This is a genomic window from Pantoea sp. JV6 (genome assembly GCF_025910055.1).
GTDB classification, from domain to species: domain Bacteria; phylum Pseudomonadota; class Gammaproteobacteria; order Enterobacterales; family Enterobacteriaceae; genus Pantoea; species Pantoea agglomerans.
On record NZ_JAPCIM010000004.1, the window covers coordinates 1 to 12960 of the forward strand.

A 12960-nucleotide genomic window follows, 5' to 3' on the forward strand; every position below is an offset into this window, starting at 1 on the left:
TGACGTTATGCCAGTGGCAGCCTTTTTTGATCTCAGCGACCAAAGAGATCGCGGCGTTTAGGTTTCAGCGGCTGGGCTATCAGCACCAGCGCCGCGACCAGCAGATAACCGGCGAACACCACAATCATCCACTGCGGCATGCTGAGCGTCAGGAAAGTCCAGCTGCGTTCTGCACAGTCACCGCTGGCAAGAAACACCGACGGCAGCCACTTATCCAGCGGTAAGCCGCTGGGGAAGCGGGCAGCAAAATCACAGGTGGTGAAGGGGTTAGGGTGCAGCTGAATCATGGTATGTTCATAAGAGAGACGCAGACCTTCCCAGGCACTGTAGATCCACAACGCCAGCGCCGCCAGACGCAACGGCGATTTTGGCGCAATCGCACCAACCAGACCCGCGCCCAGCACACCAAACAGCGCATTGCGCTCATAAATACACATCACGCAGGGCTTCAGGCCCATTACGTGCTGAAAAAAGAGTGCTGTTAATTCCAGTGCAAGTGCAGTCAGTGCCAGTAGTAACCAGGCTCCGCGACCACGTGAGCATTGATTCAGATATCGCAACATATTGCATTCCCTGTAAACGTTAATGCCACGCAGTGTAAACCAAAAGCGTTTGCAAACCAGCCAGGGACAGGGAAAAATCGTGTGCAAACATGACCTGATTCTGATCCAGAGCAGGTTAAATGAGGATAAGCCAGACCTTATCTGCAGAACGCCGGTCAGTGAAGAGCGGGAAGAGCCGCAGTGGCGATAGAGGCGATCGCATGCGGCAGGAGGCGAAACGGCAGGCGCGGGTTATATGCTGCCAGCGTTCTGCGCTTTCAGGGCGGCTGAACGCTGACACTCAGCGGTGCTGTGGCACGCGCTATTTCAGCGCAGAAAGTCGTTCAGCCCGCCCGTGATCCTGAAGCCGCTGATACTGCGGTCAGGCATGCTGAAATATGCGCCTGCGCCCGGTTTTAATGATTACGCAGGCTATATCCGCTATAGGGCGTCTGGTATGATGAGTGCCCATCATGATTAGAAAAGCAACGAGAACACATTGCTATGGTTATAAAGGCTCAGAGTCCAGCGGGATTTGCTGAAGAGTATATTATTGAAAGCATCTGGAACAGTCGCTTTCCGCCAGGGTCGATTCTTCCTGCTGAGCGTGAGCTTTCTGAATTGATTGGGGTGACGCGCACCACCTTGCGTGAAGTGCTGCAGCGCCTGGCGCGCGATGGCTGGCTGACTATTCAGCACGGTAAACCAACGCGGGTGAACGATTTCTGGGAGACGTCCGGCCTGAATATTCTGGAAACGCTGGCCCGTCTCGATCACGACAGCGTTCCGGTGCTGATCGACAACCTGCTGTCGGTACGCAGCAACATTTCATCGATCTTTATCAGCCGTGCGCTGCGCCATCATCCGGACAAAGCGCGCGAAGTGCTGGAAACGGTCAGTGCGGCTGCCGATCAGGCTGATGCCTATACCGAGCTTGACTACCGGGTGTTCCGTGGTCTGGCGTTTGCGTCAGGTAACCCGATTTACGGTCTGATTCTGAATGGCCTGAAAGGCCTCTATACCCGCGTTGGCCGCCACTATTTCTCTAATCCGGAAGCCCGTCAGGTCGCTCGCGATTTCTATCTCAAACTGCTGGAACTGTGCGACAAAGAGCCCGGACAGGATGAGATTGTGGACGTGGTGCGCAACTACGGCCGCCGCAGCGGTGAAATCTGGCACAGTATGCAGAAAAATCTGCCTGACGATCTCGGCAGTAAGCGTTGAAAAAAAACCGGACATCGCGTCCGGTTTTTTGTTTTTATCCCATCAGAGTGATGAACCGCGTGGTGGATTACGATCCAGCAGCTCTACGCTGCCATCCTCGTTCTGCTGTTCCAGAATCACATCAAATCCCCACAGACGATGCACATGCTTCAGCACCTCGCGACGGCTCTTATCCAGCGGCGTGCGGCTCTGCGGCACATAGCGCAGGGTCAGGGAACGGTCACCGCGCAGATCGACGTTATAGACCTGAATATTCGGTTCGAGGTTACTCAGGTTGTACTGCGCGGAGAGCTGCTGGCGAATTGCGCGGTAGCCCGCCTCATCGTGGATCGCGGCGATTTCGAGATAGTTGTTGCGGTCATCATCCAGTACGGTAAAAAGACGGAAATCGCGCATGACTTTCGGCGACAGGAACTGGCTGATAAAACTCTCATCCTTGAACTCGCGCATCGCAAAATGCAGCGTTTCCAGCCAGTCGGAACCGGCGATATCCGGGAACCAGTAGCGATCCTCCTCGGTCGGCGACTGACAGATACGCTTGATATCCTGCATCATCGCGAACCCTAAAGCATAGGGGTTGATGCCGTTATACCACTGACTGTTATAGGGCGGCTGAAACACAACGTTGGTGTGGCTGTGCAGGAACTCCATCATAAAGCGTTCCGACACTTTGCCTTCATCATAGAGGTGATTGAGGATGGTGTAGTGCCAGAATGTCGCCCAGCCTTCATTCATTACCTGGGTCTGTTTCTGCGGATAGAAATACTGGCTCACCTTGCGCACAATGCGCAGGATCTCACGCTGCCATGACTCGAGCAACGGGGCGTTTTTCTCCATAAAATAGAGCAGGTTTTCCTGCGGCTCAGAGGGATAGCGCGCGGCTTCAAAGGTCACGGTCTCTTTCTCACGCCGTGGCAGCGTTCGCCAAAGCGTGTTCACCTGACTTTGCAGATACTCTTCACGGCTTTTCTGCCGCGCCTTCTCCTCCTGCAGAGAGATCTTCTGCGGGCGTTTATAGCGATCGACGCCATAATTCATTAAGGCATGGCAGGAGTCGAGCAGCCGCTCTACCTCTTCGACGCCATAGCGCTCTTCGCAGTCACTGATATAGTTTTTGGCGAACAACAGGTAATCGACAATCGACCCGGCATCCGTCCAGCTGCGGAACAGATAGTTATTTTTAAAGAAAGAGTTGTGGCCATAGCAGGCATGCGCCATCACCAGCGCCTGCATGGTCATGGTGTTCTCTTCCATCAGGTAGGCGATGCAGGGATTAGAGTTGATGACAATCTCATAGGCCAGACCCTGCTGACCATGCTTATAGCGCTGTTCGGTCTCGATAAACTTTTTGCCGAATGACCAGTGTGAATAGTTGATTGGCATGCCGACGCTGGAGTAGGCATCCATCATCTGTTCAGAGGTAATCACTTCGATTTGGTGCGGGTAGGTATCAAGCCGGTAGAGTTTAGCCACCCGGTCGATCTCGGCTAAGTAGACATCAAGCAGTTCGAATGTCCAGTCTGGTCCGTCATTGAGTCGTTTGCTGTCTCTGATGGCTTCGTCAAAGATTGTCGTCATAGCGCACCTCTTTTTTGCAAACCGGCTGACCCGAAAGACAACCCGTTCTGGTTATTTAAGGCTTCATCCTGAAAAAGGGAACCCGAAAAAAACTGAGCGAACACAACAATGATAGCCCACTGTCGCTTATCCGAAATGCGAACTCAAACGAATTCTTTGGCACAAAATCATTAAGAGTGGTGCGGCAGAGAATTTAACAGCCTTTAATACTGGTCTTATTGTAAATTGCGGAATCTAATCCTGTTTATAAGCGGAATGTATGGGGTTGAATGAATCTCCTGCAACAGGCAGATTTAACTGCCTTCGTTGTCATTTATTTCTGTGTTTAAGGATTAAGACGCATAAAGCGCTGAAATTGGCCGCACGACAAGATTTTAGTTACCTGAAAAGTAAAAAAGATGTGAAATGGATGGTGAAATTCTGTGGTGGTGTCTGCTGTGTAAATCCGCTGACTATCATCAGTTGAACAGTGAATTATGCTTTTACAGGTCGGGTGGGGGAGCTATGCACGTTGTAATTCTTGGAAGTGGTGTGGTCGGGGTGGCAAGTGCCTGGTATCTGGCGCGTGCCGGACATCAGGTGACGGTCATTGATCGTCAGCCCGCCGCAGCGATGGAGACCAGTGCGGGGAATGCCGGGCAGATCTCTCCGGGTTATGCCGCACCCTGGGCGGCGCCCGGCGTGCCATTGAAAGCGGTGAAGTGGATGTTTCAGCGCCACGCGCCGCTGGCTATCCGGCTGGATGGCAGTGGTTTTCAGTTGGAGTGGATGTGGCACATGCTGCGCAACTGCGACATCAATCACTATCAGCAGAACAAAAGCCGCATGGTGCGGATTGCCGAATATAGCCGTGATTGTCTGAAAGCGTTGCGCAGTGAAACCGGCATCGCCTATGAAGGCCGTCAGGGCGGGACGCTGCAACTGTTCCGTACCCAGCAGCAGTTCGACAGCGCCAGCAAAGATATTGCGGTGCTGCGCGACGCGGGCGTGCCCTATGAGCTGCTGCAGGCGCATGAACTGTCTCGCGTTGAACCGGCACTGGCGGCAACTCAGCATAAACTCACCGGCGGATTACGCCTGCCTAATGATGAAACCGGCGACTGTCAGCTCTTTACTCAGCGGCTGGCAAAAATGGCCGAAGAGGCGGGCGTGGTCTTCCGCTTTAATACTCCGGTCGACCACCTGCTGCGCGATGGCAATCGCATCTATGGCGTGAAGTGCGGTGATGAGATCATCAAGGCGGACAGCTATGTGGTGGCGTTTGGTTCCTACTCGACCGCGCTGTTAAAAAATGTCATCGATATTCCGGTCTATCCGCTGAAAGGCTATTCACTCACTATTCCGATTAAAAATCCTGATGCCGCACCGGTTTCAACTATCCTGGATGAGACCTACAAAGTGGCGGTGACGCGGTTTGACGATCGTATTCGTGTCGGCGGGATGGCAGAAATTGTTGGTTTTAACACCAAACTCACCGAAGCGCGGCGGGAAACGCTGGAGATGGTGGTCAGTGATCTCTATCCTGAAGGCGGTCATCTCGCGCAGGCGAGTTTCTGGACCGGTCTGCGTCCGATGACGCCAGACGGTACGCCGATTGTGGGTGCCACACCGATCTCTAATCTCTGGCTCAATACCGGTCACGGTACGCTGGGCTGGACGATGGCGTGTGGTTCTGGTCAGCTGCTGGCCGATCTTATCTCCGGTAAAAAGCCGGCCATTGCGGCGGATGACTTAGCGGTGTTCCGCTACTTACCCGGTTTCGCGGCGACCTCATCGCCGCTGCGTAACGCCAACGCAACTCGTTAAGTATTCAGGGAGAGAGAGGATGTCACGTCCGATTGTCGCTACCATCAACCAGCAGGCGTTACGTCATAACCTGACTGTTGTTCGCCAGGCGGCACCCGCCTCCCGCGTCTGGTCAGTGGTGAAAGCTAATGCTTATGGCCATGGCATTGATCGCGTGCGCGAGGCGTTATCTGCCACTGACGGCTTCGCGCTTCTTAATATGGAAGAGGCGATCCAGCTGCGCGAACAGGGCTGGAAAAAGCCGATTCTGCTGCTGGAAGGTTTCTTCCAGCCAGAGGATTTGCAGCTGATTGACCGTTATCGTCTCACCACCAGCGTACACAGTAACTGGCAAATCAACGCGCTGGCCAGTGCCAGACTTGCAGCACCGGTTGATATCTATCTCAAAATGAACAGCGGGATGAACCGGCTGGGTTTTCGCCCGGAACAGGTCAACGGTGCATGGCAAAAGCTGCGGGCGCTCAGTACGGTAGGTGAGATGACGCTGATGGCCCATTTTGCCGATGCGGAAAATCCGCAGGGTCTGATTGCGCCATTGCAGCGCGTAGAACAGGCGGCTGAGGGGCTGAACTGTCCGCGATCGCTCTCCAACTCCGCCTGCACCCTGTGGCATCCTGAAGCGCACTTTGACTGGGTCCGTCCCGGCATCATTCTGTATGGCGCGTCGCCCAGCGGTGACTGGCAGGACATTGCAGGCAGTGGCCTGAAGCCGGTGATGACCTTAAGCAGTGAGATTATTGCGGTCCAGCAGCTACAGGCGGGCGATGGCGTGGGTTACGGCTACCGCTATCACGCCAGTGCAGCGCAGCGAATTGGCGTGGTGGCCTGTGGCTACGCGGATGGCTATCCACGGCATGCCCCGACGGGTACGCCCGTCTGTGTCGATGGTGTGATGACTCAGGTGGTTGGTGCGGTTTCGATGGATATGATCACCGTGGATTTAACCCCCTGTCCCCAGGCCGGTATTGGCTCGGCCGTGGAGCTGTGGGGTGAGCAGGTGAAAATCGATCAGGTGGCAAAAGCGGCCGGAACGGTAGGGTACGAGCTGATGTGTGCGCTGGCACCCCGCGTTCCGGTCACGGTTATTTAAGCGCGGTCAGGCTGCCGCGCATCTTTCTGCTGCAGCGCCAGGCGATAAAGGCCAGTGCTGCACCCAGCAGCATCATCAGACTCAACGACAGCTTCTCCGCCACCGGCAGCGCCACAATGACCAGGCTGCCTGACGCGCCACCGGCCATCTGAATGAATCCCTGCAAGGCGGACGCCACGCCCGCCTGTTGCTGATAGGGCTCCAGCGCATAGCTGGTGGCCGGTCCCACCGTAAAGGCCAGCCCGGCAACTGAAACGGCCACCGGGAACATGTAAAGCGCCCAGTGCGTCTGCATCTCCGCCGGGAAGATCTGCATCCCCGCTACCAGCAGCACCGCGCCCAGCAGCATAGTGAAGAATCCCATCGCCAGGCAGAAAGGGCGACCCGCTTTGCGAATCGCTTTATTGACGAACATGCTGACAAACATGATCCAGAAACCGTTGGCGCCAAAAGCAAAAGAGAACTGGATTGGCGTCAGCCCGCCTTCGGTCATTAATACCTGCGGTGCCAGCGACACGTAGGTCAGCACCATGCCCAGCGCACCGGCATTGGCGAACGCGAACGCCAGAAAGCGCGGCTGACGCAGGATCGCGACATACTGTTTAATCGGTAATCCTTTCACCCGCAGGGTATCCGCCGGGCGCGTCTCTGGCAGCCAGATAATCACCAGCAGCGTAATCAGCACGCCGTAGGCGCAGAGAAACCAGAAGGGTGCGCGCCAGTCAAAGGCGCTGGCCAGCAAACCGCCCAGCAGCGGAGCCAGGGCCGGGACGATGTTTAATGCGCCATTCAGGAAGCCATATGCACGGGCGGCATCATCACCGCTCAGGCGATCACGCACGCCGCTAAAGGCCACGACCGCGCTGCAGCAGACGCCACAGCCCTGCACCAGGCGGGCAAGGACGAACAGCGGGAATGAGGTAGCGGTGGCGGCGATGGCACTCCCCGTGATGTAAAGCGCAAGGCCCAGCAGGGCGATCGGCTTACGGCCATAGTTGTCCACCAGCGGGCCGGTCACCAGTTGTCCCAGTCCCATGACCAGCAGAAACAGGGGAATGGTGGTCTGCACCAGATTAACCGGCGTATCCAGCCCTTCTGCGATTTGTGGCAGCGTGGGCAAATAGAGATCGATGCCTAAGGGTGCCAGCAGCACCAGGCTTAATAACAGCAGAGTAAATTTTTGCATAACAACCAGAGGGTAAGCGTTCTGTTAAAAAACGATCGCAGAGGGTAATGATTCAGCGGCAAAAAAGATAGAGGAAGTCGTGCGGAAAGTGCGATGCCTGCTGTAAACAGGCATCGCAGAGGTCTGATTAGTAAGCGCCGTCGCGTCGTAACACCACGCCTGCGGTTTTGAACAGGATCGCGATATCGGTCCAGAGCGCCCAGTTTTTGACATACCAGGAGTCAAAATAGACGCGGGTATCATAGTCGATATCGTTACGTCCGCTGACCTGCCACAGACCGGTCATACCCGGCTTGGCCATCAGGTAGTAGTCGACATCACCGGCATAACGCTCCAGCTCAGCTTCAATCACCGGACGCGGACCAACCAGGCTCATCTCGCCACGAATCACGTTCCACAGTTGCGGCAACTCATCGAGGCTGGTTTTACGCAGGAAACTACCAATCCGGGTCACGCGCGGGTCATTCTTCAGTTTGAAATCTTTGTCCCACTCAATCCGCGCCTCTTCGCTGGTCGCCAGTAATTTCTCCAGCACCTCTTTGGAATTGGTCACCATGGAACGGAATTTCAGACATTTGAATTTTTTGCCATTCTGGCCCACACGCTCGTGACCATAAATGGCATTGCCGCCATCACGTTTTACCATATAACAGAGCAGGGCGAAGATTGGGCCGAGGAATAGCAGCAGCATCGACGCCACCACGATATCAAAGGCGCGCTTCATGAAACGGGAGGAGTGTTTCGCCAGGTTGTTGCTGACACGCAGAATCATCACTTCATGGCTGAAGATAAAGGACATGTCGGTGCCGTAAAGCGGCACGCCGCGCAGCGTCGGGATCACTGAAACTGAACGGCAGTTCATCTTCGACAGGAATTTCAGCCAGCGATCGCGCATCGGCTGCTGCTCATACTCCATAGCCACAATAAACTGCACGTTGTCGCGGTCAATGGTCTGCCAGTTGATATCTTTCCAGGTGATCACCGGCACGCCATTCACGCTCTGCTGAGCCGGGACATCATCGACCGAGATAAAGGCCTGTACGTTGTAGCCCAGAATCTCTTCACTCTGCAGCGCCGCGTAAGCTTCGGTGGCGTTTCTGCCGGAGCCAATAATGATGGTCTCTTTCTGCCACTGACCCGCCTTGTGAATGGCGCGTTTAACCAGAGCACGCATCAGCGGCAGCAGCAGCAGGGCATATGTCCAGCTGAAGACCCACACCATGCGGGAGAAGTCCCATTTAGAGAAGGCGATCAACGCGAGGTCGAGCAGCGAGAAAACAAATAATGTTTTAATGATCTCTTTCAGCTCAAACCAGAAGGGTTTGCGATAGGTGTAGTGACGCAGGCGTACCCAGAACCAGCCGGTACACATGACTGACATAATAAACTGTGCCACAAAACGATATTCAATTTGATGAGGTGGAATAAAGGTATCCAGCTCGCCCCAAATACCCTGTATCGTCGCGGCAGATAAAAACAGTGCGAGGTTAAGTGCAATCAGATCGGAAAAGCTCAGGGCGAATTTCACGATGATATTTTTACGCGTGCCGCTCCACGAGCGGCTCGGGCTATTCATTATCAATGTACTTGCCATAAAACCTGCTCTCTTTCTCAAGTAAAAGATGGCCTGACCAGAATCATGTACGCGCTCAGGGGTGGGCTTCTGAAAAATTAAAAAATAATTTTCAGTCTGTTGCAGTCAGTAAAGCCAGTGCAGCTGCAAAAAAGATAACGGCTAAAGCGTGATAGTACTCACGAAATATTGCAGCATTGAGAATGAGTATGCAGGAGTTATTTGACAGAGTTAATACGGAAAAAATCTGAAAACATCAAAAGTGATTAAAGTTTTAAATGGCTAAGTTTTGGTTTTTACTGGATAAAATAAGGCGGGAGTTGGTTATAACCAAACTGTTTAAGACGCTTTTTAGGAATTACCGCCAAATCTTACGACTGGCGGTAGTGATAACGGACTCAGGCAGGTTTTTTTAAAATCCAGCGGTCCTGCTGTTTATCGTAATGACCAATCTGCAGATCCACCGGTTCTCCGTCAATCCATGCCGGAACGCTGGTATCGCGATCCCAGCCATCAAGTTGGGTAATTAAGCCGGGATTGGTGTGACAGGGGATGCTGACGGTGTCGAGGTTCTCACTGTCAAGATCGGCATCAACAATCTCATAACGACCAATTTTAACCACGTGTCCCATTCATTTCTCCCGTTTTTGCTGGCATAGACTTTTAAGCTTAGCGTATCGACAGAAAATAACGTGGCTGAATGATTAGGATTATTCCTTCTCTTCAGCCGGACGGACACCAATCTTCACAATACGGTTATCCTCTTTCTCCGCGACGGTCCACGTCAGCTGATTCCACTCAACCTGATCGCCAACCACCGGCGCGCCGCCCAGCATACTCAGCACCAGTTGTCCCAGCGACTGCTGATCGTTGGTGTTCTCATCCAGTTCCAGTCCGTAAATCTGCGCAATATCGCGCAGGCGAGCTTCAGCATCCAGAATAAAGTCACCAAAGAAACGCTGGTCGAGGGAAACCGGCGGCGACTGGCTGAACATCTTACCCAGCGCCGGCAGATCGCGCTCACGGCCAATCACGCAGATGACGTCGTTCTCCCTGAGACGCGTCCCATCATTCGGATGCATCAGCACATTGTCACGGAACAGGGCGGCGATGCGGGTCTCACGCGGCATCTGCAGGTCACGCAGTGCGGCACCGATGCACCACTTGTCAGCGCTGAGCTGGTAGACAAACTGCTCCCACGGATTTTCGGGGTGGATATCCAGACCGATACGGCTGATAGGCGATGCGGTAGGCGGCACCACCACTTTGGCTTTTTTCGCTGCAAAGCCCAGCGAGGTGCCCTGCAACATCAGGGAGACCAGCACCACAAAGAAGGCGATATTAAAATAGAGCGACGCGTTTTCTAATCCGGCCATCATCGGGAAGACCGCAAGGATAATCGGCACCGCGCCGCGTAAACCGACCCAGCTGATAAAGACGCGTTCGCGTGTGGTAAAACTGCGAAACGGCAGCAGACCAATAAAGACCGACAGTGGGCGCGCCACCAGAATCAGCCACAGTGAGAGGATCATCGCCGGAACTGCGATATGCCACAAATCAGACGGGGTTACCAGCAGTCCCAGCACGATGAACATGCCAATCTGACTCAGCCACGCCATGCCGTCAAAGGTCTGCAGAATACCGTGACGGTTGCGAATCGGCCTGTTGCCCAGTAAAAAGCCGCACAGATAGACCGCCAGGATGCCGCTGCCCTCTAATACCGTGGTCAGGGCGAACACCAGAATGCCGCCACTCAACGCCAGCAGCGGATAGAGCCCACCGGCCAGACTGATACGGTTAATCAACTGCTGCAGCGCCCAGCCGCCGCCCAGGCCCAGCACGATACCCAGACCAAACTGCTGCACCAGATGCACCAGGAACATCCAGTCAAGGCCGCTGCGGCCCTGTTCGATCATCTCAATCAGCGTAATGGTCAGGAACACCGCCATCGGATCGTTACTGCCCGATTCAATCTCCAGCGTGGAGCTGACGCGCTCATTCAGACCTTTGTCACCCAGCAGGGAGAAGACGGCGGCGGCATCCGTGGAGCCGATGATCGCGCCAATCAGGAAGCCCTGCATCATATCCAGGTTAAACAACCAGGCGGCGACCACACCGGTTAAGCCTGCGGTAATCATGACCCCGACGGTCGCCAGCGACAGCGCTGGCCCCAGGGCAACTTTAAATGAGCTGGCTTTGGTCCGCATGCCGCCATCCAGCAGGATAATCGCCAGCGCCAGGTTCGAGATTAAGTAAGCTGCCGGATAGTTATCAAAGGCGATGCCGCCGATACCATCAACCCCGGTCAGCATGCCGAGAGCGAGGAAGATCACCAGAATAGGGATACCCAGTCTGGATGAGAAAGAGCTGAGCAGAATGCTCGATGCGACCAGCACGGAACCGATGATAAACAGACTGTAGACAATAGTGTGGTTCAAACCCGATCTCCTGAGATATGACAGTGCGGTGCAGCGACTGGTGACAAATATCCATGCTATCTCTGAAAGATAATGTTTTATCAAGGAGTTGTCATTGTGAAAATGATCATTATACGAATTGCTTAACAGCGTATGGAATCAGATTAATGTGAAGAATGAGGGGGTTGGCAGGCAAGCGGCAGAAAACAGACTGTTTTAGCAGGTTATTCGGAAGATAAAAAAAGCCGGCGATGAGCCGGCTTAGTGCATCAGGCTTCCGTTGCCTGTTTATGGAACAGCGATCGGAACACTGGGTAGATATCTTCCGGCTCACGAATGTGTTCGATAGCAAAGTTATCGAACGTCGACTGCAGATGCTCATACTCGCGCCACAGCGTCTGATGTGCACGGCGGGTAATCTCGATATAACTGTAATAACGCACCACCGGCAGGATATGCTTCGCCAGAATCTCATGACAAAGCGGTGAATCGTCGGCCCAGTTATCGCCATCTGACGCCTGCGCAGCATAGATGTTCCACTGCGCCGGGTCATAGCGCTCTTTCACCACCTCATCCATGAGTTTCAGCGCACTCGAAACGATGGTGCCACCGGTCTCCTGAGAGTAGAAGAACTCCTGTTCATCCACCTCTTTGGCCTGCGTGTGATGACGAATGTAAACCACATCAACATTCTTATAGGTGCGGCTCAGGAACAGGTAGAGCAGGATATAGAAGCGTTTCGCCATATCCTTGGTGGCCTGATCCATGGATCCGGATACATCCATCAGACAGAACATCACCGCCTGGCTGGAAGGCTCCGGCCGTTTCTCAAAGTTTTTGTAGCGCAGGTCGAAGGTGTCGATAAAAGGCACCCGATCGATACGCGCCCGCAACTCGGCGATCTCTTTGCGCAGCCGCTCCTCCTCCAGAAGCTGAGCCGGTTCAGATTTCTCAATCTCCAGCAGCGTTTCTTCCAGTTCGTGCAGCATCCGGCGTTTACCCGCCGTCATCGCCGTACGACGCGCCAGCGAGTTCTGCAACGAACGTACGACGCTGATATTGGCAGGCACACCGTTGGAGGTGAAACCGGCACGGTGGGTCTTATACTCATTCAACTGACGATGCTGGTTCCGGCGCAGGTTAGGCAGGGCGAGATCTTCAAACAGCAGATCCAGATACTCATCTTTCGATATCTGAAAGACAAACTCATCCTGACCTTCACCATCCTGACTGGCATTGCCCTGGCCACTGCCGCCGCCGCCACCACCCTGCGGGCGCTCGACCCGGTCATTCTGCACAAAGTGGTCGTTGCCCGGATGGACCCGATGGCGGTTGCCGCCGCGTCCCTGATGGAAAATTGGCTCATTGATGTCGTCAATCGGGATAGAGACAGACTCACCGCTGCTTACATCGGTCACCGAGCGTTTATTGATGGCCTCGGAGATCGACTGCTTAATTTGCGACTTATAACGGCGCAAGAAGCGCTGGCGGTTTACCGCGCTCTTGTTTTTGCCGTTGAGTCGGCGATCGATGAAATAGGCCAT

At 54.3% G+C, this 12960-nt stretch carries 10 protein-coding genes; 3 read left to right on the forward strand and 7 right to left on the reverse strand.

The genetic code is table 11. From position 1 onward, the window contains the following. Window positions 1-32 precede the first annotated feature (32 nt). Window positions 33-563, reverse strand: coding sequence for a disulfide bond formation protein DsbB (gene dsbB / locus OK412_RS06690; RefSeq protein ID WP_010260580.1), 531 nt, complete (start codon window positions 561-563; stop codon window positions 33-35). Between the two features lie 483 nt (window positions 564-1046). On the opposite strand from dsbB, the gene fadR reads away from it, so the two are divergent. After that, a complete protein-coding gene (fadR, locus tag OK412_RS06695) occupies window positions 1047-1766 on the forward strand; it encodes a fatty acid metabolism transcriptional regulator FadR (protein WP_010670276.1) in 720 nt (239 codons plus the stop codon). Window positions 1767-1808: 42 nt separating this feature from the next. Here fadR and OK412_RS06700 read toward each other — a convergent pair whose 3' ends face one another. Further along, the gene (locus OK412_RS06700) at window positions 1809-3344 is read right to left on the reverse strand and encodes a SpoVR family protein (RefSeq protein WP_010260586.1); all 1536 of its coding nucleotides are present in this window, start codon (window positions 3342-3344) and stop codon (window positions 1809-1811) included. A gap of 504 nt (window positions 3345-3848) precedes the next feature. On the opposite strand from OK412_RS06700, the gene OK412_RS06705 reads away from it, so the two are divergent. Together OK412_RS06705 and dadX are read left to right on the forward strand one after the other, a co-directional pair. After that, complete coding sequence (locus OK412_RS06705) at window positions 3849-5150, forward strand: D-amino acid dehydrogenase (protein WP_050679576.1); 1302 nt, start codon at window positions 3849-3851, stop codon at window positions 5148-5150. Window positions 5151-5169: 19 nt separating this feature from the next. Beyond that, a complete protein-coding gene (dadX, locus tag OK412_RS06710; protein ID WP_010670275.1) occupies window positions 5170-6240 on the forward strand; it encodes a catabolic alanine racemase DadX in 1071 nt (356 codons plus the stop codon). Here the strand turns inward: dadX and OK412_RS06715 are convergent. From OK412_RS06715 to OK412_RS06735, 5 genes are all read right to left on the reverse strand, one after another. After that, window positions 6233-7426 carry a multidrug effflux MFS transporter gene (locus OK412_RS06715; protein ID WP_033757871.1) on the reverse strand — a complete coding sequence of 398 codons (1194 nt, stop codon included), beginning with the start codon at window positions 7424-7426 and terminating at the stop codon, window positions 6233-6235. The two genes, dadX and OK412_RS06715, sit on opposite strands and share 8 nt — an antisense overlap. 127 nt (window positions 7427-7553) lie before the next feature. Then, on the reverse strand, window positions 7554-9020 hold the full coding sequence (wbaP, locus tag OK412_RS06720; protein WP_029519111.1) for an undecaprenyl-phosphate galactose phosphotransferase WbaP: 1467 nt from the start codon (window positions 9018-9020) through the stop codon (window positions 7554-7556). A 377-nt stretch (window positions 9021-9397) separates the two neighbouring features. Then, a complete protein-coding gene (locus OK412_RS06725; protein ID WP_010260598.1) occupies window positions 9398-9631 on the reverse strand; it encodes a DUF1480 family protein in 234 nt (77 codons plus the stop codon). A gap of 78 nt (window positions 9632-9709) precedes the next feature. Beyond that, a complete protein-coding gene (locus tag OK412_RS06730; RefSeq protein ID WP_010670274.1) occupies window positions 9710-11437 on the reverse strand; it encodes a potassium/proton antiporter in 1728 nt (575 codons plus the stop codon). 248 nt (window positions 11438-11685) lie between these two features. Then, window positions 11686-12960 (reverse strand): YeaH/YhbH family protein, encoded by a 1275-nt coding sequence (locus tag OK412_RS06735; protein WP_264352913.1) that lies wholly within the window; start codon window positions 12958-12960, stop codon window positions 11686-11688.